29 protein-coding genes are annotated in these 25,353 nt (G+C 61.5%); 23 read left to right on the plus strand and 6 right to left on the minus strand.

Going from position 1 to position 25,353, the window contains the following annotated elements; all coding sequences use genetic code 11:
- Window positions 1-66: 66 nt before the first annotated feature.
- Window positions 67-3,234 carry an EAL domain-containing protein gene (locus tag J8G26_RS12045; protein ID WP_210569120.1) on the minus strand — a complete coding sequence of 1,056 codons (3,168 nt, stop codon included), beginning with the start codon at window positions 3,232-3,234 and terminating at the stop codon, window positions 67-69.
- Window positions 3,235-3,439: 205 nt separating this feature from the next.
- Between J8G26_RS12045 and J8G26_RS12050 the strand changes: the two genes are divergently transcribed.
- The 3 genes from J8G26_RS12050 to J8G26_RS12060 all read left to right on the plus strand — a co-directional run bounded on the left by J8G26_RS12050 (window position 3,440) and on the right by J8G26_RS12060 (window position 6,014).
- The gene (locus J8G26_RS12050; RefSeq protein WP_210569122.1) at window positions 3,440-4,807 is read left to right on the plus strand and encodes a GGDEF domain-containing protein; all 1,368 of its coding nucleotides are present in this window, start codon (window positions 3,440-3,442) and stop codon (window positions 4,805-4,807) included.
- Window positions 4,808-4,897: 90 nt separating this feature from the next.
- Window positions 4,898-5,365: a CopD family protein gene (locus J8G26_RS12055; RefSeq protein ID WP_210569124.1), complete on the plus strand. Its 468-nt coding sequence runs from the start codon at window positions 4,898-4,900 to the stop codon at window positions 5,363-5,365.
- A gap of 490 nt (window positions 5,366-5,855) precedes the next feature.
- Window positions 5,856-6,014 carry a DUF3309 family protein gene (locus tag J8G26_RS12060; protein ID WP_087745698.1) on the plus strand — a complete coding sequence of 53 codons (159 nt, stop codon included), beginning with the start codon at window positions 5,856-5,858 and terminating at the stop codon, window positions 6,012-6,014.
- Window positions 6,015-6,142: 128 nt separating this feature from the next.
- Here J8G26_RS12060 and J8G26_RS12065 read toward each other — a convergent pair whose 3' ends face one another.
- The 3 genes from J8G26_RS12065 to J8G26_RS12075 form a co-directional block, all read right to left on the minus strand.
- A complete protein-coding gene (locus J8G26_RS12065; protein WP_087745696.1) occupies window positions 6,143-6,388 on the minus strand; it encodes a hypothetical protein in 246 nt (81 codons plus the stop codon).
- A gap of 212 nt (window positions 6,389-6,600) precedes the next feature.
- The gene (locus tag J8G26_RS12070; protein ID WP_210569126.1) at window positions 6,601-7,503 is read right to left on the minus strand and encodes a LysR family transcriptional regulator; all 903 of its coding nucleotides are present in this window, start codon (window positions 7,501-7,503) and stop codon (window positions 6,601-6,603) included.
- A 4-nt stretch (window positions 7,504-7,507) separates the two neighbouring features.
- The gene (locus J8G26_RS12075) at window positions 7,508-7,990 is read right to left on the minus strand and encodes a MarR family transcriptional regulator (RefSeq protein WP_210569128.1); all 483 of its coding nucleotides are present in this window, start codon (window positions 7,988-7,990) and stop codon (window positions 7,508-7,510) included.
- Between the two features lie 130 nt (window positions 7,991-8,120).
- Between J8G26_RS12075 and J8G26_RS12080 the strand changes: the two genes are divergently transcribed.
- From J8G26_RS12080 to J8G26_RS12170, 19 genes are all read left to right on the plus strand, one after another.
- Entirely contained in the window at window positions 8,121-9,323 is a 1,203-nt protein-coding gene (locus J8G26_RS12080) for a 3-hydroxybenzoate 6-monooxygenase (protein WP_210569130.1), read from the plus strand.
- A gap of 162 nt (window positions 9,324-9,485) precedes the next feature.
- Window positions 9,486-10,619, plus strand: a complete 1,134-nt coding sequence (locus J8G26_RS12085; RefSeq protein WP_210569132.1) for a cupin domain-containing protein — start codon at window positions 9,486-9,488, stop codon at window positions 10,617-10,619.
- Between the two features lie 96 nt (window positions 10,620-10,715).
- Window positions 10,716-11,423, plus strand: a complete 708-nt coding sequence (locus J8G26_RS12090) for a fumarylacetoacetate hydrolase family protein (RefSeq protein ID WP_210569134.1) — start codon at window positions 10,716-10,718, stop codon at window positions 11,421-11,423.
- 16 nt (window positions 11,424-11,439) lie between these two features.
- Entirely contained in the window at window positions 11,440-12,078 is a 639-nt protein-coding gene (gene maiA / locus J8G26_RS12095; protein ID WP_210569135.1) for a maleylacetoacetate isomerase, read from the plus strand.
- Between the two features lie 128 nt (window positions 12,079-12,206).
- Window positions 12,207-13,229 carry a tripartite tricarboxylate transporter substrate binding protein gene (locus J8G26_RS12100; RefSeq protein ID WP_210569137.1) on the plus strand — a complete coding sequence of 341 codons (1,023 nt, stop codon included), beginning with the start codon at window positions 12,207-12,209 and terminating at the stop codon, window positions 13,227-13,229.
- Window positions 13,230-13,455: 226 nt separating this feature from the next.
- Window positions 13,456-14,979 (plus strand): CoA-acylating methylmalonate-semialdehyde dehydrogenase, encoded by a 1,524-nt coding sequence (locus J8G26_RS12105; RefSeq protein ID WP_210569139.1) that lies wholly within the window; start codon window positions 13,456-13,458, stop codon window positions 14,977-14,979.
- Window positions 14,980-15,100: 121 nt separating this feature from the next.
- Window positions 15,101-16,267 carry an acyl-CoA dehydrogenase family protein gene (locus J8G26_RS12110; RefSeq protein ID WP_210569141.1) on the plus strand — a complete coding sequence of 389 codons (1,167 nt, stop codon included), beginning with the start codon at window positions 15,101-15,103 and terminating at the stop codon, window positions 16,265-16,267.
- A 59-nt stretch (window positions 16,268-16,326) separates the two neighbouring features.
- Window positions 16,327-16,767 (plus strand): TfoX/Sxy family protein, encoded by a 441-nt coding sequence (locus tag J8G26_RS12115; RefSeq protein ID WP_087745689.1) that lies wholly within the window; start codon window positions 16,327-16,329, stop codon window positions 16,765-16,767.
- A 105-nt stretch (window positions 16,768-16,872) separates the two neighbouring features.
- A complete protein-coding gene (gene mmsB / locus J8G26_RS12120) occupies window positions 16,873-17,769 on the plus strand; it encodes a 3-hydroxyisobutyrate dehydrogenase (RefSeq protein ID WP_210569143.1) in 897 nt (298 codons plus the stop codon).
- A 215-nt stretch (window positions 17,770-17,984) separates the two neighbouring features.
- Window positions 17,985-18,272 (plus strand): hypothetical protein, encoded by a 288-nt coding sequence (locus J8G26_RS12125; protein WP_210569145.1) that lies wholly within the window; start codon window positions 17,985-17,987, stop codon window positions 18,270-18,272.
- A gap of 67 nt (window positions 18,273-18,339) precedes the next feature.
- Window positions 18,340-18,585 (plus strand): DUF1010 domain-containing protein, encoded by a 246-nt coding sequence (locus J8G26_RS12130; RefSeq protein ID WP_011806488.1) that lies wholly within the window; start codon window positions 18,340-18,342, stop codon window positions 18,583-18,585.
- A 19-nt stretch (window positions 18,586-18,604) separates the two neighbouring features.
- Window positions 18,605-18,904 (plus strand): DUF1010 domain-containing protein, encoded by a 300-nt coding sequence (locus J8G26_RS12135; protein ID WP_210569147.1) that lies wholly within the window; start codon window positions 18,605-18,607, stop codon window positions 18,902-18,904.
- A gap of 12 nt (window positions 18,905-18,916) precedes the next feature.
- Window positions 18,917-19,396: a DUF3592 domain-containing protein gene (locus J8G26_RS12140; RefSeq protein WP_210569149.1), complete on the plus strand. Its 480-nt coding sequence runs from the start codon at window positions 18,917-18,919 to the stop codon at window positions 19,394-19,396.
- 231 nt (window positions 19,397-19,627) lie between these two features.
- A complete protein-coding gene (locus J8G26_RS12145) occupies window positions 19,628-20,107 on the plus strand; it encodes a DUF1010 domain-containing protein (protein WP_246881376.1) in 480 nt (159 codons plus the stop codon).
- A complete protein-coding gene (locus J8G26_RS12150; RefSeq protein ID WP_210569151.1) occupies window positions 20,070-20,318 on the plus strand; it encodes a hypothetical protein in 249 nt (82 codons plus the stop codon). The genes J8G26_RS12145 and J8G26_RS12150 overlap by 38 nt, the downstream gene beginning before the upstream one ends.
- A gap of 27 nt (window positions 20,319-20,345) precedes the next feature.
- Complete coding sequence (locus tag J8G26_RS12155; protein WP_210569154.1) at window positions 20,346-21,194, plus strand: hypothetical protein; 849 nt, start codon at window positions 20,346-20,348, stop codon at window positions 21,192-21,194.
- Between the two features lie 106 nt (window positions 21,195-21,300).
- A complete protein-coding gene (locus J8G26_RS12160; protein WP_210569156.1) occupies window positions 21,301-21,516 on the plus strand; it encodes a hypothetical protein in 216 nt (71 codons plus the stop codon).
- 370 nt (window positions 21,517-21,886) lie between these two features.
- On the plus strand, window positions 21,887-22,369 hold the full coding sequence (locus J8G26_RS12165; protein WP_210569158.1) for a hypothetical protein: 483 nt from the start codon (window positions 21,887-21,889) through the stop codon (window positions 22,367-22,369).
- 117 nt (window positions 22,370-22,486) lie between these two features.
- Entirely contained in the window at window positions 22,487-22,849 is a 363-nt protein-coding gene (locus J8G26_RS12170; RefSeq protein ID WP_210569160.1) for a hypothetical protein, read from the plus strand.
- A gap of 129 nt (window positions 22,850-22,978) precedes the next feature.
- Here the strand turns inward: J8G26_RS12170 and J8G26_RS12175 are convergent, their stop codons facing one another.
- The gene (locus J8G26_RS12175) at window positions 22,979-23,200 is read right to left on the minus strand and encodes a hypothetical protein (RefSeq protein WP_210569163.1); all 222 of its coding nucleotides are present in this window, start codon (window positions 23,198-23,200) and stop codon (window positions 22,979-22,981) included.
- A gap of 389 nt (window positions 23,201-23,589) precedes the next feature.
- Between J8G26_RS12175 and J8G26_RS12180 the strand changes: the two genes are divergently transcribed.
- The gene (locus tag J8G26_RS12180) at window positions 23,590-24,264 is read left to right on the plus strand and encodes an endonuclease/exonuclease/phosphatase family protein (protein WP_246881377.1); all 675 of its coding nucleotides are present in this window, start codon (window positions 23,590-23,592) and stop codon (window positions 24,262-24,264) included.
- A gap of 116 nt (window positions 24,265-24,380) precedes the next feature.
- Here the strand turns inward: J8G26_RS12180 and J8G26_RS12185 are convergent, their stop codons facing one another.
- On the minus strand, window positions 24,381-25,334 hold the full coding sequence (locus tag J8G26_RS12185; protein ID WP_210569165.1) for a GSU2403 family nucleotidyltransferase fold protein: 954 nt from the start codon (window positions 25,332-25,334) through the stop codon (window positions 24,381-24,383).
- Between the last annotated feature and the right edge of the window lie 19 nt (window positions 25,335-25,353).

A 25,353-nucleotide genomic window follows, 5' to 3' on the forward strand; every position in this document is an offset into this window, starting at 1 on the left:
CTTATGAAACAAGCGCAAACAGCTATCAATTTTGATAATAAAACCCAGTGATTTTGCAGGCACAGGTTACGCAGCCCGCGGCCGGGCCGGGCCATTGGTCTGCAGCACCAGCGCTTCGAACGCGGCCGCCGGCACCGGTGGGCTCAACAGATAACCCTGCCAGGCGTGGCAATGGTTGCGGGCCAGGAACTCGCGCTGTGCTTCGGTTTCCACGCCCTCGGCAATCACGCGCAGGCCCAGGCTGGTGGCCAGCGCCACCACGGTGCGGGCGATGGCTGCGTCGTTGGGGTCGGTGAGCACGTCGCGCACAAAGCCCTGGTCGATCTTGAGCTGGTCCAGCGGCAGGCGCTTGAGGTAGGCCAGCGATGAATACCCGGTGCCAAAGTCGTCGAGCGAAAAACCCACGCCGTAACCCCTGAGCTGACCCATTTTTTCGATGGTGTCTTCCACGTCCTCCAGCAGCAGGCCTTCGGTCAATTCGAGCTTGAGGCGACGACCATCAGCGCCCGAGCCCGCCAGTGCCGCCAGCACCTGGGGCACAAAACCGCCCTGGTGAAACTGCCGTGGGCTCACGTTGACGGCCAGGTCCAGCGCGGCAAGGCCCGGCTGATCGGCCCACAGCGCCAGGCGCTCGCAGGCTGCCTTGAGCACCCATTCGCCCAGCGGCAGGATCAGGCCCGACTCCTCGGCCAGCGGAATGAACTGTGCCGGCGAGATGAAGCCGTTGTGCGGGTGCCGCCAGCGCAGCAGCGCCTCGGCGCCGGTGATGCGGCCATGCTCCATTTGCGGCTGGTAATACAGCTCGAACTGGCCCAGAGCCAGCCCGGCTCGAAGGTCCAGCTCCATGGCCGCTCGGGTGCTCACGGCGGCCTGCATCCGCGGGTCGTAAAAGCGCAGCGTGTCCCGTCCCGCTGCCTTGGCCTGGTACATGGCCAGGTCCGCCCGCTTGAGCAGTTCGTCCACGGTTTCGCGCATGCCGCTGAAAACGGTGATGCCCATGCTCTGCGAGCTGTGGTGGGCCTCGCCATCGAGCTGGTAGGGTTCGCGCAGCGCCGAGAGGATTTTCTGGCCGATTTCCTCGCTGCGCGCTGCGGCGACTTCGGGGTTGTCGCCCAGGTCTTCCAGCACCACCACGAACTCATCGCCCCCCTGGCGCGCCACGGTATCGTCCTCCAGCACGCAGCCGCGCAGCCGCTGGGCCACCTGCTGCAGCAACAGGTCGCCGCGCTCGTGGCCCTGGGTTTCATTCAGAGTTTTGAAGTTGTCGAGGTCCAGCAGCAGCAAGGCGCCACTGCGCCGGTGTCTGGCGCTGGCGGCCAGCGCCTGCTGCAAGCGGTCCATGAGCAGACGGCGATTGGGCAGGCGCGTGAGCGGGTCGTAGAAGGCCAGGTAGCGGATCTCTTCTTCGTCGGCCTTGCGCTGGCTCAGATCCACCAGGGTGAAAAGGTGGCCGCCATCCACCATCACACCGGCAATTTCCACGGTGCGCTGCTGGCCGTTCTTGCACTGGATGGTGTATTCGCCCGATTCAATGGTTCCGTCGCCTTCGATCGCTCTGGCACGCGCGGCGGTCCATTCGGCGCGGGCGCGCTCGCGGTATTGCGCGTCGGGGTACGCCGCGTTCCACCACTCCTGGCCCGTGGGCACATCGGCCTCGGTGTAGCCGCAAATCTGCACAAACCGCTCGTTGCGAAACGCCATGTGCCCGTCCTGCTGCACCAGGCACACGCCCACCGGCAGGCGCTGCAAAATGCCGCGCAGGCGCAATTCGCTGCCGCGCAGGGTGTTTTCCATCTGCTTGCGGGCGGTAATGTCCTGCACCACGGCGATGTGAAAGTCGGGCTGCGCCCCCGGCGCCCACATCGGAGACACCGTCAGATCCACCCACAGGGTGTGGCCATCGCGGTGGAAATAGCGCTTTTCCATGTGAAATTCAGCGATTTCGCCCACTTTCAGGCGCTCCATATGGGCCAGGTCCTCGGCCAAGTCATCGGGGTGAGTGATGGCCTGAAAATCGGTCTGGCACATTTGTGCAATCGAATAACCGACGATGTCAGCATATTTCTGGTTGACGCGAACAAAACGCCCGGTCTGCGAATCAATCTGCGCCATTCCCACGGCCGCCTGTTTGAAGACGGCGCTGAAGCGCTCCTCGCTCTGGCGCCGGGCGTCGTCAGACACCTGCGCCTGCACCAATGCCAGGGTGCGCTGCCGGCCCAGCAGCACCACCAGCGCTGCCAGCAGCACCGAAACCAGTGCACCCGCCAGGCCGGCAAGCATCGGCAGGCGCCGCTCGGCGGGCGACAGGAAGTCTTGCGTGGGTAAAAAGCCCAGGCGCCAGCGGCGATCGTGCACATCCAGATCCACCGTATGCAGCGCGGCCGTGGCCAGCGGAACGCCCGTCAGCGCCAGCAGGGGAAGCCCCTTTTCACCCTCTTTGCCCTCTTTGCCGCCATGCACCGGGCCATGGTCGGTGATCGATACCGCAATGCCATGCATGTAGCCCAGCTTGCGCAGACTTCCGACCAGGTCATGCACGCGGATGGTGGACGCCACCGCCCCCAGAAACGGCGGTGCCTCGCCCGGTCGGGCCGGGCCAAAAACAGGTACCCGCAGCACAAATGCGGTGCGATGGTCCTGCTCCTGCAGCAGATCGAACGGGGCCGACACCACCGTTTTGCCGGTGTCACGGCTGTAACGCATGGCTGCCAGATTGGCCGGCTGCGCACTGATATCCAGCCCCAGCACACCCTTGCTGCCCTCTTCGGGCCACAGGTACTCGGCCACAAAATACTCGGGGCGCGCGCCCAAGGGGTGGATGGCAAAGTCCGGCAACCCCGCTGGGCTCAACGACGTGTCAGCCCGCACCCGCGCCTCAAACGCAGGGCGCTGGGCAGCAGTCACGTAGCGCGTAAAGGCCAGATTGCGCACGCCGGGGAAGCGCTGGCGCACGTCCAGTTCGCGGGCAACGCGCGCAAACTCGGCGTGGCTGAGCAAGGGGTTGACCGTGAACAGGCCCCGCAGGCCATGGACGATTTCGGTGTTCGTGGCCATGCGCTGCGCCAGGGCATCCGAAAAAGCCTGCGCTTCGTGCAGAAAGCGAGCCTCGGAGATCGTGGCCACTGAGCGCGCCTGCTGCTGCGTCACCCACGCCGTGGTCAAAAGTCCCAGCACAGCCACGGCAATGCCCAACAGCCAATGCCGGTGGCGGGTCAGATTTGTAGGAAATACCATCAAGAATCGGGGCTTTGCAAAACTACAGACGGACAGTGAAGGAAAGCCAGAAAAGTCACCCCGAAGAATAGCGGCATTCAAGGCCCACATCTTCTGGCTAGCGCCACATTGATGCTTTGCACTGGCACAATGGGGCCGTCACTCGCTTCGCAAAACGCCCCACACCCGCCTTCATTCCGGCCTGCCAGACTTTCCCACTCCTGCGATGACGCCCCTTGCCCACCCGAACATCGTGGACCTGATTCTGGACGCTGTGTGCATCGTCAAGGCCGACAGTTCCATCGTGTATGTCAGTCCGGCATTCGAGCGAATCTTTGGCTATGCCCCCGAAGAGGTCATTGGCAGGCGCATGCTGGACATGGTGCACCCGGACGATCTCGCCGCCACCGAGCGCCAGGCGCAACACGTGACCGAAGGTCAGCTCCAGTTGCATTTTGAGAACCACTATGTGCGCAAGGATGGGCAAATCGCCCATATCCGCTGGACGGCACGCTGGGTGGCTGACCGGCAGGTCCGGCTGGCGGTGGCACACGACATCACCGAGCGCAAGCACACCGAAGCGCTGCACGCGGCCATCTATTCCATCTCCGAGGCCGCGCAGGCGGCAGAAGACCTGGTCACGCTGTTCGCACAGATCCACCAGACCATCGGCACGCTGCTGCCCGCCTCCAATTTTTCCGTCGCGCTGCACGACCGCCTGCACGACACGGTGAGCTTTCCCTACCATGTGAACGAGCGCCACCCGGCCCCCGCACCGCGCTCCCTGGATGCGGACGCGCTGTGCTCCCACGTCATCCGCAGCGGGCAGACCCTGCTGCTCACGCCCGACAGCCTGCCCCCCACGGCGCCGCATATGGCCACCGCGCCCAGGCCGCTTTACTGGCTGGGTGTGCCGCTGCACGCCCAGGCCGGCGTGGTGGGCGCGCTGGTGCTGCAAGGCTATTCCGAGGAGGCCCGCTATGGCGACCGGGACAAGGAACTGCTGCAATTTGTCTCAACCCAGGTGGCATCTGCCATAGAACGCACACAAATGCGCAAACGGCTGCAGCAGATGGCGCAATACGACCAGCTTACCCACCTGCCCAACCGGCAGCTGTTTCTGGATCGCCTGAAAACCGCCCTGGCCCGGGCCCAGCGCGACCAGACACTGCTATCGCTGCTGTTCATCGACCTGGACCGCTTCAAGCAGGTGAACGACACGCTGGGCCACGCAATGGGAGATTTGCTGCTGCAGCGCGTAGCGCAGCGCCTGCTGGAATGCGTGCGCGCCTCGGACACCGTGGCGCGGCTGGGCGGTGACGAGTTTGTCGTGCTGCTGGAAAGCGGCCATGCGGCCGAGCAGGCGACGGCGGTGGCCGAGAAAATCCTGGCCACATTCACCCAGCCCTTTGATCTGGATGGCCAGCAAGTGCCCATGTGGCCCAGCATCGGCATTGCCATCTATCCGGACGATGGTGGTGACGAAAGCCTGCTGCTCAGCCATGCCGATGCTGCGATGTACCTTTCCAAGAAAGGCGGCGGCAACCAGGTGCACATGGCCAGCGTTCCCGGCCACGCGCAGTCAGGTGCGTAGCACTGAGCCGTCGCACAAGGGCATCACGCCCTATGCGCGTCGCCAGGCCACAGGCAGCTGCCCACTCATTCCCGTCCAAAGATCCACACCATGCTTTACGCCAGCCTGAAACTCGTCCACCTGCTATCCCTCATCGTCTGGATCGGCGGCATGGTGTTTGCCCACTTTTTCCTGCGCCCCGCAGCCCAGGCGCTGGAGCCCGCCGCGCGCGTGCAGCTCATGCATGACGTGCTGCAGCGTTTTTTGGCCGCCGTGCTGGTGGCGGTAGTGCTGGTGCTGGCCAGCGGCCTGTGGATGATTGGCCAGTCGGCGCACGAGGCAGCGCAATCGGGTGGCCGCTTTGCCATGCCACTGGGCTGGACCATGATGGCCACGATCGGGCTGGTGATGATGGCCATCTTCGGCCACATTCGTTTCGCACTGTTCAAGCGCCTGCAGCGGTCCGTGGCCGCATCCGACTGGCCCGCTGGCGGCAAAGCGCTGGCCAGCATCCGCACCTGGGTGGGCATCAACCTCATGCTGGGCGTGCTGACGGTGGCGGTGGCGCTGCTGGGGTAGGCCAGAGGCCTGAAACGCGGGCTTCCAACACAGGGGGGCCAACGGGTTCACGCTGCCGTCGCCAGGCATTCCAGCGCGGGTTCGGTGGCCTTGCTGCGCTGACCACCTCGGCCGGCATGGCACTGGCACCGGTGAGGGTGTTTGCCATCCTGCTCACGCCTGGCTGACCAAACGCCCCACCCGCGCGACGGGTGGGGCGGAGGTGGATGCGGGTGGCGCGCACTGATGCAGTGGGTCCATGGCGCAGAGTCGCCGTGAATTTCAGCAAAAACAGCTGCCAGCGCTTACTTGGCAAGCGCCAGCAGCTCTATATTTAATAGCACCCGCCACACACCCGTCGCTAAGCCGCCATGGTTGGCGCAGTTGACCACCAGCGAGGCGCTCCCACACGCGCTATCGGCAATGGCTGACGCGCCCTCAGGCCATGGGCCTGCTTGGGTGGGGCCCAAACCTGAGAAGAATGCAGACATCCACCCCATAAGGAACTGCCATGTCCATTTCAATGATTCTTCTCATCGTCCTGATCCTCATTCTGGTGGGCGCGCTGCCTACCTGGGGTCACAGCCGCTCGTGGGGCTACGGGCCCAGCGGTGGCATCGGGCTGGTGGTGCTGATCCTGGTGATCCTGCTGCTGATGGGCAAGATCTGACGCAAGCCAGGTGAACCGTGGGCGCACGCCGCCCTGTCTTTGTCACACCGTCGCATTGGCGATGCCTTCGCCGCTTGCGCGCTTGCAATGACTGTGCGCAGGGTCACTGGCGGATGGCGGGCCAACTTTCACTGCCACACGGTGCGAATCCACTCTACCGTGCTGACGGGGTTGTTGGCGTTGGCGTGCGGCGCCACGGCATCCAGTGGGTGCGCCTTCGCAATCTCGTCCATGCGGTCGAGCTTGTCCACAGCGTCGAGCGCGATCGTCTCACTCGGGTCGAACACGATCTGCAAGCAGTGATAGCGGTCGTCCAGCAGTTGCTGCGCCTGGTAATCCGAGATGCCCGCCACGCCATCCATCAGGACATTCATGAGTGGCTGCGCCCACTGGGCATAGCCGCAGGCCCTTGATGTAGGTGAGGCTCACCTCCATTGCATCGTTGCAGACCGCAGCGCGAGTTGCGCTGCGAGCCAGGGTGCAGATCGTACGAACGGTTGCCCAATCCGGCAAAGACGCCATGGATGGCCGGAACCCAATGAAAAACGCCTTGAGCGCAACAGCATCAAGCGCCAATAGCTATTAATTATGTAGCACTCGTGTCTGGCATAAGCACCCCCTGCTGCGCCGCCACCGCTTCGCGCAGGAAAACCCAGGTCGCCTGCATGCGCGCCACATGCTTGTTGTCGCCCGGCATCGACATCCAGAACGTGCGCTGAAACCGCGCCACCCCCGGCAGCACCGGGATCAACGCCGGGTCTTGCGCCGCCACAAACGCTGGCAGCACCGCCAGGCCCGCGCCAGCGCGCGCGGCCTCGTACTGCGCCAGGATGCTGGTGCTGCGCAGCGCAAAGTGCGCGGGGCGGTGCAGCTCGTCCAATATCTGCAGCTCTTTGCTGAACAGCAGGTCGTCCACATAGCTGATGAAGGTGTGGCCGCGCAGGTCGTCGGCCGTGCGGATGGGGGCATGGCGCTCCAGGTAGCTGCGCGCGCCGTAGAGCTGTAGCACGTAGTCGGTGAGCTTGACCACCAGCACCGCGCCGCGCGCCGGGCGCTCCAGCGAGATGACGATGTCCGCCTCGCGCCGCGACAGGTGCACCAGGCGCGGCAGCGCCAGCAGGTCCACCACCAGCCCCGGGTGGTCCAGTGCAAACCGGGCCAGCTGCGGCGCCAGGATCAGGTTACCAAAACCCTCCGTGGTGCCGATGCGCACCAGGCCGTGCAGGCCTTGGCGCACGCCGGGCGCGGCATTTTCCACGGCCAGAAAGGCGGCCTCCATGGCCTCGACCTGGGGCAGCAGCGCGCGCCCGGCCTCGGTCAGCCGGTGGCCGCCGGCTTCGCGCGCAAACAGGGCCGAACCCACCTGCTTTTCCAGCGCCTGAATGCGCCGCGCCACGGTGGTGTGGTCCACCGCCAGGCGCCGCGCCGCGCCCACCAGCGTGCCGGCGCGGGCCAGTTCCAGAAAGTAGCGCAGGTTGTCCCAGTCCATGGCGTTACCGGGCGGGCCGCTGCCCCCGCTCCTCGGCTATCAAGCTGGGGGCCCGGCTCAAGGCGTTGTTGCCCCTCACCAGCGTGTGCAGCATGTCCATGAACACCGGGCGTTGCTCGGGTGCCAGGGGTTGCAACATGCGCTCTTGCGCGCGCATCACGCTGGGCTCGACCTCGTCCAGCAGTTGCTGACCGTCGGGTGTGATGGTCAGCAGACGCACGCGGCGGTCTTCGGGGTGCGCGTTGCGCTGCATCAGGCCGCGCGATTCGAGGCGATCAATCACGCTGCCGATGGTGGAAGTGTCAAACCCGATGGTGCGCGCCAGCGTGCGCTGGTCGATCCTGGGCTCGCGCCCTACGGCCTGCAGGGCCGCGTATTGCACCGGCGTGATGCCAAAGCCATGCGTTTCCTCCATAAAAACCGCCACCGCAATCTGCTGCAGGCGGCGAATGTGGTAGCCGGGAAGGTTGTCAATTTCTACGGACATGACGGATTTAAGGGTTTTTACTCATCTTGATTCAGATCATTTTAGGTTCTACACTAATCGTCAGTGTGCTTTTAATATGCATGCGGTTTATTGATCCAAATCAGCGGCACTTCCTACGGAGACAGAGGCAATGACAGCTTTCAATACATCCACGCAACAGGTCTTGGTGGCCGGTGGCGGCATCGGCGGTGTGGCCGCAGCGCTGGCCTTGGCGCGCCAAGGCTACGCGGTCAAGGTGCTGGAGCAGGCGCCGCAGCTCGGCGAGATCGGCGCCGGCATCCAGCTGGGCCCCAATGCGTTTGCGGCCTTCGATGCCCTGGGCATCGGCGAGCTGGCGCGCGGCCGGGCCGTCTATACCGACGAGATGGTCATGCATGACGCGCTGGACGAGCGCCTGGTAGGCCGCATTCCCACCGACGCGGCCTTTCGCCAGCGCTTTGGCAATCCCTACGCCGTGATCCACCGCGCCGACATCCACACCTCGCTGCTCGAAGGCGCGCAGGCCCACGGCAATATCGAAACCGTGACCGGCACCCGCATCGAGCGCGTGGAGCAGGACGGCGATACCGTCACGGTGTTTGACCAGCATGGCCAGGCGCACCAGGGCGCGGCGCTGATCGGTGCCGACGGCGTGAAGTCCGTGGTGCGCCAGCAGTACGTGGGCGATCCGGCCCGCGTCTCGGGCCATGTGGTGTACCGCGCCGTGGTCGAAAAGAACGATTTCCCCGAAGACCTGCGCTGGAACGCCGCCAGCATCTGGGTGGGCCCCAACTACCACCTGGTGCATTACCCGCTGCGCGGCGGCGAGCAATACAACGTGGTCGTCACCTTCCACAGCCGCGAGCAGGAAGAATGGGGCGTGCGCGAAGGCAGCCGCGAAGAGGTGCAAAGCTATTTTGGCGACTGCTGCCCGCGCGCCCACCAGCTGATCGACATGCCCAAAAGCTGGAAGCGCTGGGCCACAGCCGACCGCGAGCCGATTGGCCAGTGGAGCTTTGGCCGCGCCACCTTGCTGGGCGATGCGGCCCACCCCACGCTGCAATACATCGCCCAGGGCGCCTGCATGGCGCTGGAAGACGCGGTGACGCTGGGCGAGGCCCTGCAGCGCTGCGACCAGGACTTTCCCAAGGCGCTGCAACTTTATGAGCGCTCGCGCATTGCCCGCACGGCGCGGGTGGTGCTCTCGGCGCGTGAAATGGGGCGCATCTTCCATGCCAAGGGCGTGGAGCGCCTGGTGCGCAACGACCTGTGGAAGGGCCGCAGCCCCGAACGTTTCTACGACGCCATGGAATGGCTCTATGGCTGGAAGGTGGACAACTGCCTGGCTGAATAAAACGAATAACCCCCTGAGCGGCTGCGCCGCTTCCCCCTTGAAGGGGGGACGACATCCTCGCTGCGGGGCGGCCCTTGCTCGATGTCTCTGGCCCGTACAGCGCCAGTTTCATGGCGTGTGGGGGCGTAAGCGCCATAGACACAACTTGGAGCGAAAGAAAAAATGACCACTGAAAACGCCATCTCCTCCCCGGTAAAACTTTCCGCCGTGGCCGGCCACGGCCAGCCCGAACCCACGCCGGCGCTGGAGCAGCTTTACCGCGGTTTCGAGCAGGAAATGCTGGTGCCGCTGTGGACGCAGATCGGCGACCTGATGCCCGCCCACCCCCAAAGCAAGGCCAGCGCGCACCTGTGGCGCTGGGACCGCTTGGTCGAGCTGGCGGGCGAAGCCGGACGCATCGTACCCGTGGGGCGCGGCGGCGAACGCCGTGCCATTGCCCTGGCCAACCCTTCGCTCGGAGGCCGCCCCTTTGCCACGCCCACGCTGTGGGCCGCCATCCAGTATTTGATGCCCGGCGAGGATGCGCCCGAGCACCGCCACACCCAGCACGCCTTTCGCTTCGTCGTCGAAGGCGAAGGCGTGTGGACCGTGGTGAATGGCGATTCGGTGCGCATGTCGCGGGGCGACTTTTTGCCCCAGGGCGGCTGGAACTGGCACGCCCACCACAACGCGGCCAGCAAACCCATGGCCTGGATCGACGGGCTGGACATCCCCTTCGCGTACAACACCGAGTCGCAGTTCTTCGAGTTTGGGCGCGATGCCATCAGCCCGGCCGAGCGCATCTCGCCCGAGTTTTCGCGGTCTGAGCGGCTGTGGGGCCATCCCGGCCTGCGCCCGGTCTCGCAGGTGCAGGACCAGCCCACCTCGCCGCTGCTGGCCTACCGCTGGGTGAATACCGACAAGGCGCTCAATGAACAGCTGGCCCTGGAAGCCGAAGGCCACGCCGCCACGCTGAGCCCCGGCCACGCCGCCGTGCGCTACACCAACCCCACCAACGGACGCGACGTGCTGCCCACCATCCGCTGCGAAATGCACCGCCTGCGCAGCGGCGCCACCACCCGCACGCGCCGTGAGGTCGGCTCGTCGGTGTTCCAGGTGTTTGACGGCCAGGGCACCGTGAAGGTGGGTGACCGCCAATGGCAGGTGCGCCGCGGCGACATGTTTGTGGTGCCGTCCTGGCAGCCATTCACCGCCCAGTGCGATGCCGGCCAGCCCTCGCTGGACCTGTTCCGCTTCAGCGACACGCCGATTTTTGAAGCCGTGCATGCCTGGCGCGAACAGGTGGAGCCGGCTTAAAGCCCGCCGCGATGGATCCCCTTGCCGGGCCTGCGCGCGACCTGCGCTGCAGGCCCGGCGCTCACTTGTTTTTCTCCATTTCTCACTGGAAGCCCCATGACCCAAGCCAACTACCTCTGGACCCCCGCCCCCGTTCAATCCCTGCCCGTGCGCGGCAGCGAGCAGCGCCTGCCCATCCACCGCCTGTTCTTCGTGGGCCGCAACTACCACGCCCACGCCGTCGAAATGGGCCGCCCGGTGGACAAGTCGGTGGAGCGCCCGTTCTACTTCACCAAGGCGCCGCAGACGCTGACCGAGTCGGGCGCGACCGTGGTCTACCCGCCCGAAACCAAGAACTACCACTTCGAAATGGAGCTGGTCGTGGCCATCGGCAAGGCGGGCTTTCGCATTCCGGCCGAGCAGGCCCATGAATACATCTACGGCTACGCCTGCGGCCTGGACATGACCCGTCGCGACCTGCAGCTGGTGGCGCGCGACAAGGGCCGCCCCTGGGACCTGGGCAAGGACGTGGAGCAATCGTCGGTGGCCTCCGAAGTCGTGCCCATGCCCGGCAAGGTGATCGAATCCGGCGTGATCGAGCTGTCGGTCAACGGCGACGTCAAGCAGCAGTCCAACGTGGACAAGCTGATCTGGAACATCCGCGAAATCATTGCCGACCTGTCTTTGTTCTACCACCTGCAACCCGGCGACCTGATCTACACGGGCACGCCCGAAGGCGTGGGTGCCGTGCTGCCCGGCGACAAGATCACCGGCCGCGTTGAAGGCGTGGGCGATATCGCCCTGACCGTGGGCCAGCCCGAATAAGACGCAGAGGCCACACATGAAGCTCTACAGTTTTTTTCGCAGCGGCACCTCGCACCGCCTGCGCATCGCGCTCAACCTGAAGGGCCTTGCGCCCGACTACATTCCCGTGGACCTGCGCGTGGATGAGCAAGCCGAAGCGCCCTTCAAGGCCATCAACCCGCAAGGCCTGGTGCCCGCGCTGGAGATGGACGACGGCCGGGTGCTGATCCAGTCGCCCGCCATCATCGAATGGCTGGAAGAACGCCACCCCACGCCCGCCCTGCTGCCGGCCGACCCCGAAGCCCGCGCCCATGTGCGCGCCCTGGCCGCCATCGTGGGCTGCGATGTGCACCCCATCAACAACCGCCGCATCCTGCAATACCTGCGCAAGCAGTTTGGCGCTGATGAAGCGGCTGTCAACGCCTGGTGCGGCACCTGGATCACGGCTGGCTTCGATGCTATCGAAGCCATGCTGGCCAAGGACCAGGCGCGCGGCGACTTCTGCTTTGGCGGCGCGCCCTCGCTGGCCGATGTGTACCTGATCCCGCAAGTCGAAAGCGCCCGCCGCTTTGGCGTGAACCTGGGCCAATGGCCACTGATCAGCGCCGTAGACGCAGCCTGCGCCACATTGCCGGCGTTTGCCAAGGCGGCGCCCGCCGCCCAACCCGACGCATAACACCCCGACACATAAGCCCGACAAAGAAGACGCCCCCCGCACTCACCGGCAAAGCCCCTGGAATCGCCACGAGACCCGGGGCTTGCCAATGCCAGCAGTAAACAACGATTTTTAACAGGAGACAAACTGTGCAAGCATCCCTTACCCACCGCGTTCTCGCGCCCAGCCTGCGTCGCCGCGCCTTCGCCACGGCAGCCCTGCTGCTGTGCGGCGCCGGCATCACTGGCATGGCCTGGGCCCAAAGCAGCCCAGCCGCCTACCCCACCAAGCCCGTCACGCTGATCACGGCCTTTGCCGTGGGCAGCGGCCCAGATTCCGTGCTGCGCCTTGTGGCCCAAAAGCTGTCGCTAAACTGGAAGCAAGGCGTCACGGTAGATAACCGCCCCGGCGGCGGCGGCTTCATCGCCATCGAGGCCGCCCGCCGCGCCGCGCCCGACGGCCATACCCTGCTGCAGCTCGACAGCGAGCACCTGTCGGCACTGCCGCACCTCTACAAGAAGCGCAACTTCCAGACCCTGCAGGCCTTCGACCCCGTGGCGCCCCTGTTCCGCACACCGTTCCTGGTCGCAGTGCCCACGCAGTCCCCCTGGAAGAATGTGGGCGACCTGATTGCAGCCGCCAAGAAGGGCACGGTGAGTTATGGCTCATGGGGCGTGGGCAGCCCAGGCCATCTGGGCGGTGAATGGCTGGACCTGGAGGCAAGCACGCAGATGACCCATGTGCCTTTTCGCGAAGTGAGCCAGCTCTTCACCTCGGTGGCCAACGGCGACCCCGCCTGGAGCCTGGCCAGCATTCCATCGAGCCAGGGCATTTACAAGGCGGGCAAGATCCGCTACCTGGCGGTGGCCGGTCCGCGCCGCATCTCCCAGATGCCCGACGTGCCCACGCTGGCCGAAGCCGGCGGCCCCGCTCAGGTGGACGTGAACTCGTTTGTCTCGCTGCTGGCCCCCAAGGGCGTGCCCGCCGCCGTGCGTGCCCAGATCCACGCCGACGTTCTCAAGGTGCTGCAGGAGACCGACGTGCGCGAAAAATTCCACACCTTTGCGTTCGAGCCTCTGTCCTGGTCGGTGGAAGAGATCCAGCGCCAGGCCGGCGTGAAGTCGGAGCAGTACAAGCTGCTGATCCAGAAGTCCAACATCAGCCTGGACTGACGGAGCCGGAACGGGCCGGACACAGAGCCTGCCTTCGGTCTTTCCCCGGTGATGCCGGGAAGATCGCAGTCAGGCTCTTTTGCATGGGGCCCGCGCGCCGGCGGCAGCATTGTGCAAATATGCAAAGTTGAAGTGCAACTTTATCTATTGCACTGGTAATTTTGCACAGCTACCATGGCGAAGTTTTGGGCACCCAGCCCCTACTTTTCACCCAGGAGACAAACCCATGGACGCATCCACCACCGTCGCCGTCAAGGCCCCCACCGTCAAGCTGCTGATCGGCGGCCAGTTTGTCGAGTCCAAGACCACCGAGTGGCGCGACGTGGTCAACCCCGCCACGCAAGAGGTGCTGGCCCGTGTGCCGTTTGCCACGGCCGAAGAAATCGACGCCGCTGTGGCCTCGGCCAAGGAAGCGTTCAAGACCTGGAAGAAAACACCCATCGGCGCGCGCGCCCGCATCTTCCTGAAACTGCAGCAGCTGATCCGTGAAAACATGGCCGAGCTGGCCGCCATCCTCACGGCCGAACAAGGCAAGACCCTGCCGGATGCCGAAGGTGATGTGTTCCGCGGCCTCGAAGTGGTCGAACACGCTGCCAGCATCGGCAACCTGCAGCTCGGTGAGCTGGCCAACAACGTGGCCGGTGGCGTGGACACCTACACCCTGTTGCAGCCCCTGGGTGTGTGCGCAGGCATCACGCCGTTCAACTTCCCGGCCATGATCCCGCTGTGGATGTTCCCCATGGCGATTGCCACGGGCAACACCTTCGTGCTCAAGCCCTCCGAGCAAGACCCGATGGTGACCATGCGCCTGGTCGAGCTGGCGCTCGAAGCGGGCATTCCACCCGGCGTGCTCAACGTGATCCACGGCGGCGAAATGGCCGTGAACGCGATCTGCGACCACAAGGACATCAAGGCCGTGTCGTTCGTCGGCTCCACCAAGGTGGGCACGCATGTGTACAACCGCGCCACGCTGGCTGGCAAGCGTGCGCAATGCATGATGGGCGCCAAGAACCACGCCATCATCCTGCCCGACGCGAACAAGGAGCAAACGCTCAACGCGATTGCCGGCGCATCATTTGGCGCCGCTGGCCAGCGCTGCATGGCGCTGCCCGTGGTGGTGCTGGTGGGCGAAGCGCAAAAGTGGATTCCCGATCTGGTGGCCAAGGCCAAGACGCTCAAGGTGAGCGGCGGCACCGACAAGGGCACCGATGTGGGCCCACTGGTGTCCTGCGCCGCCCTCGCCCGCGTGGAAGGCCTGATCGAACGCGGCATTGCCGACGGCGCCACGCTAGAGCTCGATGGCCGCAAGCCCGTGGTGCCCGGCTATGAAAAGGGCAACTTCGTGGGCCCGACGATCTTCTCGAACGTGAAGCCCGGCATGGCCATTTACGACCAGGAGATCTTTGGCCCCGTGCTGGCGCTGGTGCCCGCCAAGGACATGGATGAAGCCATCGAGTTCATCAACGCAAACCCCAACGGCAACGGCACCGCCATCTTCACGCAAAGCGGCGCTGCAGCGCGCAAGTTCCAGGAAGAGATCGACGTGGGCCAGGTCGGCATCAACGTGCCAATCCCCGTGCCCGTGCCGCTGTTCTCGTTCACGGGTTCGCGCGCGTCCAAGCTGGGTGACCTGGGCCCTTACGGCAAGCAGGTCATCATGTTCTACACCCAGACCAAAACGGTGACGGCCCGCTGGTTTGACGACAGCACCACCAGCCAGGGCGTGAACACCACCATCAGCTTGAAGTAAGACGCTACCCCGCGCCTACGCCAGCGCGGGCGCGTAAACGAATAACAGCCAAAAGTGCCTGCAGCGCTTATCCAGCAAGCGCTAGCAGCTATTAAAACAAGAGTATCAGGAGGCCGCCCGCATGGACTTCGAGCTGACCGAAGAACAACGCGCCTTTGCCCAAACCGCGCGCGACTTTGCCCAGGCCGAGCTGGCGCCCTGCGCGGCACAGTGGGATGCCGAGGGCATCTTCCCGCGCGAAGCCATTGCCAAGGCGGGCGAGCTGGGTTTTTGCGGCCTGTATGCGCCAGAAAACGCTGGCGGCCTGGCCCTGCCCCGGCTGGACGCCACGCTGGTGTTTGAGGAAATGGCCGCCATCGACCCCAGCACCACGGCCTTCATCACCATCCACAACATGGCCACCTGGATGCTGGGCACCTGGGCCCAGCCCACCGTGCGAAACCACTGGGGGCCGCTGCTGACCACGGGCGAAAAACTTGCCTCCTATTGCCTCACCGAGCCCGGCGCGGGCTCGGACGCGGCCTCGCTCAAGACCCGGGCCGAGCTGGTGGGCCACGAATACATCCTCAACGGCAGCAAGGCCTTCATCAGCGGCGCAGGCGCCACCGATGTGCTGGTGCTGATGGCGCGCACCGGTGACGCGGCATCCGGCGCGGGCGGCATCAGCGCCTTTGTGGTGCCCGCAGACAGCGCTGGCATCACCTACGGCAAAAAAGAACACAAGATGGGCTGGAACAGCCAGCCCACGCGCACCATCAGCTTTGACAATGTGCGCATCCCCGCCGACCACCTGCTGGGCCGCGAGGGCGAAGGCTTCAAGATCGCCATGAAAGGCCTGGACGGCGGGCGCATCAACATCGCCACCTGCTCGGTGGGCGCAGCGCAAGGCGCGCTCAACGCCGCCCAGCAATACATGCAAGACCGCAAACAGTTCGGCAAACCCATCGCCAGCTTCCAGGCGCTGCAGTTCAAGCTGGCCGACATGGCCACCGAGCTGGTCGCCGCCCGCCAGATGGTGCGCCTGGCCGCCAGCAAACTCGACGCCGGTGCGCGTGATGCATCCACCTACTGCGCCATGGCCAAGCGCTTCGCCACCGATGCGGGCTTCAACGTGGTCAACGAGGCCCTGCAACTGCACGGCGGCTACGGCTACATCCGCGAATACCCGCTGGAGCGCCTGCTGCGCGACGCGCGCGTGCACCAGATCCTGGAAGGCACGAACGAAATCATGCGCGTCATCATTGCGCGGCGCATGCTGGAAGGCGATGCGCCCGACGCCATTCGCTAGCGTTTTCGTAGCTGCTAGCGCTTATCCATAAAGCGCCAGCGGCCCATTTCATGTAAACCATGCCCGCCCGCCCCCTCAGCGACGAAACCCTGCACCTGATCGACGCCGTGCGCGCCGCGCTGGCGCAGCGCAGCGATGTGCAGGAGCGCACATTGTTTGGCAGCTACTGCTTTTTTGTGGACGGCAAGCTGTGCATCGGCGTCAAAGGCGACGAACTGCTGGTGCGCCTGCCACCGGGGCGGCACGCCGAGTTTCAGGAAATGCAGAACACGCGCGAGCTGTCGCCCGAAGGCAAGATGCAGGGCTACTTCTGGATTGAGCCCAACGGCTACGCCACGCGTGCGCAGTGGAATTTCTGGCTGCGCGAAGCCCTGGCCTACAACCCGCAAGCCAAGGCCACGCCAGCGCGTAAACGGGCGGCAGCAGCCCCGCAGCCGCCCTCAGCACCGAAAACCCGCAAGGGCCAGCGCCACAGCATCTTTGACGACGATGCGCCATGATTTCAAGCATTTTTGGCCTCTAGCGCTTATGCAACAAGCGTGAGTAGCTATCAAATTGATACCAAAACCCAATCAACCACCCACATCACCACCAGGAGACACCGCATGAAAATCGCATTCATTGGCCTCGGCAACATGGGCGGCCCCATGGCCCTGAACCTGCACAAGGCCGGCCACGAAGTCCAGGCGTTCGACCTGTCCCAACCCGCCTGCGACAAGCTGGCGGCCGACGGCGTGGCCATTGCCGCCAGCGCCACCGCCGCCGCGCAGGGGGCCGAGGCCATCATCACCATGCTGCCCGCCAGCCAGCATGTGGAAGCGCTGTTTTTGGGCAGCAACGGCCAGAGCGGCCTGCTGGCCCATATCGCCAAGGGGGCGCTGGTGATTGACAGCTCAACAATAGCCGCCGCCACCAGCCAGAAAGTGGCCCAGGCCGCTGAAGCCGCAGGCATCGACTTCATCGACGCCCCCGTCTCCGGCGGCACCGGCGGCGCCATTGCAGGCACCCTCACCTTCATGGTCGGCGGCAGCACCGCCCAGCTCGAACGCGCCCGCCCCCTGCTCGAAAAAATGGGCGCCAACATCTTCCACGCCGGCGCCGTGGGCGCAGGCCAGACCGCCAAGATCTGCAACAACATGCTGCTGGGCATTTTGATGGTGGGCACCAGCGAGGCCATCGCCCTGGGCGTGGCCAACGGCCTCGACCCCAAAGTGCTGTCCGAAATCATGCGCCGCAGCTCGGGCGGCAACTGGGCGCTGGAAAAGTACAACCCCTACCCCGGCGTGCACGAAAACGCACCCGCCTCAAAGGGCTATGCGGGCGGCTTCGGCACCGACTTGATGCTCAAGGACTTGGGGCTATCCCAGGAAAACGCCACCGCCGTGAAGGCCAGCACCCCGCTGGGCGGCATGGCGCGCGCGATCTACGCGGCGCACAGCATTGCGGGGCACGGCGGGGAAGATTTTTCCAGCGTGATCAAGATGCTGCAGAAGAAGGGGTAAAGCGGATTTTTCTGTAAGCCAACCGCAAAACGAGTGCTGTATCATGTAGTTACAGCACCTTTTCTCATTTTTCGACCGGAGATTTTTAGGTTTGCCTAAACGACGGCAACCTGTAAGTCCACAAGGAAATTCCGATGGGCATTGTTTTTATCCGACGATTGCGATTTGAAATGCAGTCGTCTAATTCTAGTTAGGTCATTAAAAAGGATGGAAGAATGCAAATCTACAACAATTGCACCATGACAACGCTTTATCACTCTAATGATGCATCAGAAGATTCCCCGTGCGTAGTCAAGCTAGAAAATAACCAAATCCTCGTTGAATATGAGGATGAAGGACGGGTGCAATACAAAGGAATAACGAACGGAGTAGGCCATTTTGAATTGCATGGCGTCGGATTTCAGGGGCACGCTTCCCTCCATATGTTTCCTGACTCATCTATTTTGGAGGGGAGTTGGCTCGAAGAAGGCTATCGTGGAATGTGGCGTATTAAATTAGCCTAACCATTCGTCGCAGCCGACCGCCTACGGCGGCGGCTGAACTCAGGGCGTTAGTCCCATCACCCGCTCTATGCGCGCAGCCACTTATTTCAGCGCTCGGCCCTGTTCCAAAGGCTTTCTAGCCTTTTTGGCCTCCAGCGCTTGCCAGCCAAGCGCCACCAGCTATCATTCTTGCAGCGCTGCGCCGCTTCCGTGGCCCAGCGGTTTTTCTTGGGCTGCGCACGTCGTCAAGGCTGGGCGCTCCCTTTTGGCCTTCGGGTCTAACTCTGCAGTCAAGCGGACTGGCCTACGGCCAGCCGCTTACTTTGGCCGTTAGTCCCTTCATATTCCGCTTTATGCAGGCCAGCATTTATTCCAACGGTTCGCCTTTACCAGAGGTTTCTCCTTTGGGGTTTTGGCGCTGCGCCGGGCTTCGCCTGCATTCTCTGCGCAGGTTTCAAGTCTTTTTGGCCTCTGGCGCTTGTGTAGCAAGCGCTGCTAGCTATCATTCTTGCAGCGCTGCGCCGCTTCCGTGGCCCAGCGCTTTTTCATGGGCCGCGCACGTCTTCAACGCTGGGCGCCCCCTTTTGGCCTTCGGGTCTAACTCTGCGCTCAAGCGGACTGGCTTTCAGCCAGCCGCTTACCTTGGCCGTTAGGTAATCATCGCCATGAAGATATTCACCATCATTAAATGGGGGCTTGGAGCGTTTTCTGTTCTCGTCGGCGTGTTCAGCTTCCTCTACTTTTACGTAGCGTACTGGAACGTTTCAGAGACACAAAAGTGGCCTCAAGTATCTGCCGTGGTAGAGGAAACAACCGTCACAAGGGAAGAGAGAAGCAAAGGGGTTACCTATTGCCCTAAAAGCATTGTCCGCTTTCAATTGAATGGCACACCTCATACAGCCGAACTTCAAACATCAGGGTTTGTTTGCAGCCGTTCTGAAAATTCAGCAAGACAGACCGCAGGCGATTGGCCTAGAGGTAAAGAAGTACAAATTCACGCCAATCCAGCAAAACCAACCCAAGTACGTTCGGTTGGGTTTGCTCTTGGTGTAGCTGACTATCTCGTCCTGTTCGTGGGGTGTGCGTGCTTTCTGCTATTGCTGCCACTTCGCCACCTCAAAGCCAAGAGCGCAGCAGCAAAGTGATGGCGGCCACCCCATTACCTAACATGGCGCTCAACCTCGCTCCCTTCGGTCGCTGGACGCTGCGCGATAAAGCCGCGCAGCGCCGGTTAGCTCTACGTTAGCCTGCGAAAAACCCGCAATATTGAAGCCCATGTTTTATTCACCGGCATTTACTTTCTCAAGCGTTTATTCGTTGGGTTTTGGGTTTCTTGCCGGGCTTCGCCTTTTGGTGCTGCGCCAATTCAAGTCTTTTTGGCCTCTAGCCCTTGTGCAGCAAGCGCCTCCAGCTATCATTTTTCAAGCAGTGCGTCGCCTCGGTGGCGCAGTGCTTTTTCGCAGTTTGCGCCCGTCGTCAAGTTGGGGTTTCCCGTTTTGGCTTCTGGGTCTAACTGTGCAGTCAAGCCGACCCGCCTTCGGCGGGCGGCTTACTTTCGTTCGTTAGCCTGTTTAAATCCTGGCCTTCACAGCCAATGCTTTTGCACTCCGCCGACGCCTGTTCAAGCGCTCCTACGCTGGGGCGCGGTCGCTGTGGCGGGCTTCGCCTTTCGGCGCTGCGGGGAGTTTTGGGCTTTTTGGGCTCTGGCGCTTATGCACCGGGCGCAAGTAGCTCTTTTTTCTGTAGCGCAGTGTCTAACTCTGCGCTCAAGCGGACCCGCATTCTGCGGGCCGCTTACCTTGCCCGTTAGGAACTCAAATGAAGCTACTCAAATGCATTTCGACGAAAGGGGATGATGGAGAGAACAACTACACCAATGTAGTGGAGATGATTTCCGATGATCCAAGCGAGCTCAAGTCTAAAGCAACCGATTTGTGCCGACTCATGGGAGTTGAACCCGCGCCTTGGTGCAGTAGATATCCGATCATGGGAGATAAAGAAGTTCAATCAAACCAAGAATGGATAATGGAACTGAGCAACGGCATCGGTTTTGCTATCGAAAAATAAATCAGATAATCCGATGGGAATTGAAGCGTGAATACCATTTCCGATTTATGGAGAGGTCGTTCCGGATTGGCACGAACTTACTGGCTATGGGGTGTTTTGTCCGGTATTCCGTGGGGCATAGCACTATCTCTGGTCACGCCCGGCAGCGCTCCTGCAATCCTTGCAGTACTGGCTTTGGTCGTGTACTACGTGATGGTGCATGTCGGAATTTGGCGTGCAGCATCTCAATACCAAGGCGCCAAAGTATGGGCAATTCTTGCGAAAATCGCCGTACTCATAACGCCTGTATGCTTAGTGCTTGGGACAATGCTAGCTGTTGCATTACCTGCATATCAAGACTATAAAAAGCGCAGCTCCATTGGTTCAAGCACATCACCGAAGTCATCCGAAGAATATGGGTTTGGCATCAGTTCAAGAACGGAGTACGAGGGAACGGTTGCAAAATATAGGGAGCAAATAAAGTCGGGTGAGATTCATGTTTTCGACTCTACCCCCACCATGTACCTAAAGGAAGGCGATAAAGAGTGGCCTGAAGAAGAAGTTCTAAAGATTGGATTTCTTTGGTGGTATGAAGATGACTATATTTACATGATCATATCGAATAACCATCCAAGAATACCAATCAGGAAAATTATTCTGGGTGCAAATCATGGAGCCTGCGGGACGACTGGCCAAACGTCCTACCCTGTAGACTTGAACATTGACATTCAGCCCGCACACTTTGCGGCAGTCAGATTATCGAATGACTTGCTATTTAAATTTGCCTATCAGCTATCTGGAAAATTAAACGACGAGGAGCAAAAACGATGGAGCTCAGGCAGAACGGATCGGAATGATTGCTTCAATATACTTAATGCATGGTTTAGCGGTTTTTAATCCACATCGTTTCAGCCTAACCCTCCGTCGCAGCCGACCGCCTACGGCGGCGGCTGAACTTAGCCGTTAGGCGTCAACAGAGTCGTGAGTCTGCGGAGGAAATTTCGTGAGTCTTTTTGTTCTGATGATTGCTGCGGGGCACGCCCTTCCACCCATAGCCGGAGCGATCATAGGTAAGTCGAAGGTTGCCGTTTTCATCGGTTCAGGAATTGCCTGCGCGGTAGCAATTGCATCTGGCAACCCTGCTTTTATTGTTGCCGATCTTGTAGGTGTCGCCTTTGGCACGTGGCTTGGCCTATCGATGCTGAATCCGATCGACTAAAAAACTGGCTGTTACAGCCTATTTGGAGAATTCCTTGGTTCCGAAAAATGATCAACCCAAACGTAGAGAGCAGTTCAAACAGTCAATATTGCAAAAGCTCTTCGAACTACTTGGATATATTGCATTCATTGGGTTTGCAATCTTTTGTGCAGCCTTCGGGGTAAGCAAGCTGGATTTTTAAGCCGTTTATTCTTTGAAATGCCAAAGCGAGAAAACATACCGTCTAACCCTACGCTCAAGCCGACCCGCATTCTGCGGGCGGCTTACCTTGTTCGTTAGCCCGCACAACTCATACTATGTACTGCGCGCGGGAAGATGGCCCGCCAGGGTTCTCAAACCAACCTTACATAAACCAGACGGATTGCATTGCATGAAATTTCCAACTCGACGCGTCTCGCCGTCTGTGCCTCCCTTAGATGTATTGAGAAAATCAGTAGCAGCGATGCTCATGACGACCTTCATTCCGTTCGTCTCAGCCCAGGAACTTCCGCGGGAGTTCACGCTGTTGAGCGCTCGTGACCTCACGCTTGCATGTACGGTACACACCACATTTCTGGCGACAACATCTGCGCAAAGCATCAATGACTCGAGCCGATCAAATGCAATTGATTTAGTGAAGTTTGCGCTCGTATGGAAGCGTGAGGCTGCGCGCGAACAAGCTTCGCAAGAAGAGACGCTAGAGTGGGGACGGCGCGTGGAGGCGCTAAGCTCAGAGCAAATCCGCGAGCAAGCCACATACTGTGTGAGACACGCGGCGATGATGTTCAAGGGTATGCCAGCAACCATGCAACGCGGCTTGACAGAAGAAGCGGAGCGACAAACAAACAAGCTAATGGCAAGGGGACAGAAATGAATACCGGAGATACATGGCCGCATCGTTCAAGTGCGGCCTAACCCTTCCATCGAGAGGACTCACCCCGGCGAGCGGGGTCGAACTCTCATGTCAAACGTTAGCCTTATCAATTTACATATGGAAAGAAAACAAATCATGCGCCTTTTTCAGAAAAAAAATATCTTTTTAGCAGCAGTATTTATCGGCTTAAATGCATCTGCTTATGCTGGATGCGTCGGCCCAGTAGTAAACGGACAATGCTTATCTGGAACGAGCATTCCCAGCTACGACTCTGGTAGCAATTCAGGTTATCAAAGCAATTCCGGTGCGAGTTACCAGTATGATCTCAACAAGCCTACCGACAAAAATCGTTATTCCACTGATCTAGATGCACAACGCAGAGATCAGATGAACGCAGACCCTAGAACGGATATGGATAGGAATTCCGGCCAACGCGGTGGCGGAATTTATAATGGCTTTGGCGACAATGGTCGTCGTTAATATTTTCTAGTACTAGATTTTAATTATTCGTCGCAACCGACAGACTGCGGCGGCGGCGGCACTTCGCCCTTAGTATGCGCAAAACCTGCATTATTTAAGCCCATGCTTTATTCACCGTCATCGACCTTCTCAAGCGTTTATCCGCTGGGGTTTTTGCCGTGTGTCGGGCTTCGCCTTGGGGCGCTGCGCTTGTTTTAAGCCTTTTTGGCATCCAGCGCGCAGGAGCAAGCGCCACCAGCTATCATTTTTCAAGATTGCGCCGCCTCCGTAGCGCTGTGCTTTTTCGTAGTTCGCGCTCGTCGTCAAGTTGAGGTTTCCCGTTTTGGCTTCTGGGTCTAACTGTGCAGTCAAGCCGACCCGCCTTCGGCGGGCGGCTTACTTTCGTGCGTTAGCTGCAAGGTTCTAGTCCGCAAAAACGTGGAACGATCAGTATCCAATTCATGTCTCCCTCTCCGATCGCAAGTTTCATTCTTCCCAGAACGAAGTGGATTATTTGGTTGTGCGCACTTTTCAGCCTGAGCGCACCCATTCTTCGAATCATCCCCATCAATGGTTGGGAAGATGTGCAATGGGCGCTGGAGCTGATCTCGCATTGGCACTGGATTTATCTGGTGGTGGGGATCACATGTTTCACAGTGCTGGTCATTGCCAAGCGCGCTTGGTGGCCGCTCATACCTTCGCTTGTTCTGGGCGCTTCTTTTTTTGTTCAATCAGCCACACTGGATCGCAGCACCGAACCCATGGGTTCCAAGCCCGTGCTGCAGGTGGGCACCGCCAATCTGAATTTCGACACCACAGATTTCAGTGCCTTGGTGGGCTGGCTGGTGTCAGGCGAAGCGCCGGATGTGGTGTTTCTGCAAGAGTTCACGGGGCAGGCACAGCAAACCCTCCAGTCGCCCGAGCTTGCCCAGCGCTACCCGCACCGCGTGGAGGCACCGCAACCAGACCAGTTTGGGCTGGCCATTCTGTCCCGCTACCCGTTGTCAGAGGTACAGAAGGTTGAGCCGGCAGACATGCAAGCCACCCTGCGACTGCGGGCCACGGTGATTTGGGCAGGCGGCCCCGTTAGCCTCAGTGCGATCCACCCCATGCCACCACTCAACGCGGTGTACGCGCAACTCCGGGATCAAGCCTTGGTTGAGGAGGCGCACCGTTTGTCGCAATCGGGCGGGCTGGCCTTGATGGCGGGGGATTTCAACACCACGCCCTGGGCAAAAGGACTGTTTGCCATTGATTCGCAGCTCAAGCGCGCCAATGCTTTGGCGGGGAGCTGGCCCAACGCTTTTGGCTGGTTGTCGGTTTTGCCGCTCGACCATGTTCTGGCATCCAGCGGGTGGCAGCTTGTGGACTCTGGCCATGGGCCAGATTTAGGCTCTGACCATCGCCCTGTGGTCGTGCAATTGGTGGCCCGTTAACGTCCGCCTGAGGCGCTTCACCGATTTCAAGCCTTTTTGGCCTCTAGCGCTTATGCAGAAAGCATTAGCAGCTATCCTTTTTGACAAAAATGGGGCAGGCTCTCATTTCCGCAGAATCAAAGAGCCTTCACGGGCAGCGGCAGGTATTCATCGACCAGCTTCTGCACCACATCGGCCTGCAACCCATCCCGCCGCCGCTTGATCGCATCCCGATCCCGCTGATTCGCCAGCCAGCGCTTGAATGACACAAAGGTGGCTGGATGCACGGTATTAATCCGCGCCATGGTGCCGTTGGTCGCCACGATGACGGCTGAAAACTGCGGCGAATCGAGAAGTACGTTGGCGCGGCGGGCCTGGGCGACCCAGAAATCTTCGTCGTCATCGCTGAGCTTGATGGGGTGAGGGTCGTCCCCCGCGCGCTCGCGCCGGATGATGTCCACCTCGAAGCCGTCCTTGTTCACGGCGGTGTATTTCTGGCTTTTGCGGATGCGGAAGGTGCTGTCCACCTTTTTCAGCACGCCCAGCATGGAACTGTCCACCCGCGCCAGCTGGGTAGCGAACTGGATGCGCTTGCGCGTGTCCCACAGCAGGTCGATATCGCGCGTGGCCAGGGCGTCGGCATCCAGGCGAACACCGGCTGCGGCTTCGTACGCATACAGCGCGTTGGTGCCCACGACACGGAAGTGCGGCGCGAGTTGCGTGCTCGCCAGGCGGGCCAGCAAATCCACGATGAGTGGCTCCACGCGCCCCACACGCAGGGCGCGGTTCAGGCGGCGGTGCAGGTCCAATGCGGCCTTGAGGCCTGCCATGCGTTCGGCACTTTCCTGCTTGCGGCGCATGAAACGTTCGTAGATGGCCTCATTCTCGGGCGTGCGGGGCCCCAGGCTGGTTTCGGCGCCGGTCGGCGTGGTGCGCACGAGGTAGCGCGCTTCAGGGGCCGAGGGCGGTCCCGCGTGCCAATACATTCCGCCACGCACCTGCTGCGCTTCCTGCACGGCTTCTTCCCAGGCTTCGAAGGCGGCCACGGCGTCGATGTACTGGCGTGCGATAGAGGGGCTGAGTTCTTGCATTTCGGCACTTTTATATATT

It is taken from the genome of Acidovorax sp. JG5 (assembly GCF_017939685.1).
Taxonomy (GTDB): domain Bacteria; phylum Pseudomonadota; class Gammaproteobacteria; order Burkholderiales; family Burkholderiaceae_C; genus Acidovorax.

Excerpts from the sequence above, each read along its gene's own strand:
- J8G26_RS12110 (WP_210569141.1), top strand. The coding sequence starts at position 15,101 with ATGGACTTCGAGCTGACCGAAGAACAACGCGCCTTTGCCCAAACCGCG.
- J8G26_RS12090 (WP_210569134.1), top strand. The coding sequence starts at position 10,716 with ATGACCCAAGCCAACTACCTCTGGACCCCCGCCCCCGTTCAATCCCTG.
- J8G26_RS12085 (WP_210569132.1), top strand. The coding sequence starts at position 9,486 with ATGACCACTGAAAACGCCATCTCCTCCCCGGTAAAACTTTCCGCCGTG.
- J8G26_RS12105 (WP_210569139.1), top strand. The coding sequence starts at position 13,456 with ATGGACGCATCCACCACCGTCGCCGTCAAGGCCCCCACCGTCAAGCTG.
- J8G26_RS12070 (WP_210569126.1), bottom strand. The coding sequence starts at position 7,503 with ATGGACTGGGACAACCTGCGCTACTTTCTGGAACTGGCCCGCGCCGGC.
- maiA (WP_210569135.1), top strand. The coding sequence starts at position 11,440 with ATGAAGCTCTACAGTTTTTTTCGCAGCGGCACCTCGCACCGCCTGCGC.
- J8G26_RS12080 (WP_210569130.1), top strand. The coding sequence starts at position 8,121 with ATGACAGCTTTCAATACATCCACGCAACAGGTCTTGGTGGCCGGTGGC.
- J8G26_RS12115 (WP_087745689.1), top strand. The coding sequence starts at position 16,327 with ATGCCCGCCCGCCCCCTCAGCGACGAAACCCTGCACCTGATCGACGCC.
- J8G26_RS12165 (WP_210569158.1), top strand. The coding sequence starts at position 21,887 with ATGAAATTTCCAACTCGACGCGTCTCGCCGTCTGTGCCTCCCTTAGAT.
- J8G26_RS12065 (WP_087745696.1), bottom strand. The coding sequence starts at position 6,388 with ATGAATGTCCTGATGGATGGCGTGGCGGGCATCTCGGATTACCAGGCG.
- J8G26_RS12140 (WP_210569149.1), top strand. The coding sequence starts at position 18,917 with ATGAAGATATTCACCATCATTAAATGGGGGCTTGGAGCGTTTTCTGTT.
- J8G26_RS12075 (WP_210569128.1), bottom strand. The coding sequence starts at position 7,990 with ATGTCCGTAGAAATTGACAACCTTCCCGGCTACCACATTCGCCGCCTG.
- J8G26_RS12060 (WP_087745698.1), top strand. The coding sequence starts at position 5,856 with ATGTCCATTTCAATGATTCTTCTCATCGTCCTGATCCTCATTCTGGTG.
- J8G26_RS12135 (WP_210569147.1), top strand. The coding sequence starts at position 18,605 with ATGCAGGCCAGCATTTATTCCAACGGTTCGCCTTTACCAGAGGTTTCT.
- J8G26_RS12055 (WP_210569124.1), top strand. The coding sequence starts at position 4,898 with ATGCTTTACGCCAGCCTGAAACTCGTCCACCTGCTATCCCTCATCGTC.
- mmsB (WP_210569143.1), top strand. The coding sequence starts at position 16,873 with ATGAAAATCGCATTCATTGGCCTCGGCAACATGGGCGGCCCCATGGCC.
- J8G26_RS12180 (WP_246881377.1), top strand. The coding sequence starts at position 23,590 with ATGGGTTCCAAGCCCGTGCTGCAGGTGGGCACCGCCAATCTGAATTTC.
- J8G26_RS12050 (WP_210569122.1), top strand. The coding sequence starts at position 3,440 with ATGACGCCCCTTGCCCACCCGAACATCGTGGACCTGATTCTGGACGCT.
- J8G26_RS12150 (WP_210569151.1), top strand. The coding sequence starts at position 20,070 with ATGAAGCTACTCAAATGCATTTCGACGAAAGGGGATGATGGAGAGAAC.
- J8G26_RS12185 (WP_210569165.1), bottom strand. The coding sequence starts at position 25,334 with ATGCAAGAACTCAGCCCCTCTATCGCACGCCAGTACATCGACGCCGTG.
- J8G26_RS12170 (WP_210569160.1), top strand. The coding sequence starts at position 22,487 with ATGGAAAGAAAACAAATCATGCGCCTTTTTCAGAAAAAAAATATCTTT.
- J8G26_RS12125 (WP_210569145.1), top strand. The coding sequence starts at position 17,985 with ATGCAAATCTACAACAATTGCACCATGACAACGCTTTATCACTCTAAT.
- J8G26_RS12045 (WP_210569120.1), bottom strand. The coding sequence starts at position 3,234 with ATGGTATTTCCTACAAATCTGACCCGCCACCGGCATTGGCTGTTGGGC.
- J8G26_RS12130 (WP_011806488.1), top strand. The coding sequence starts at position 18,340 with ATGCGCGCAGCCACTTATTTCAGCGCTCGGCCCTGTTCCAAAGGCTTT.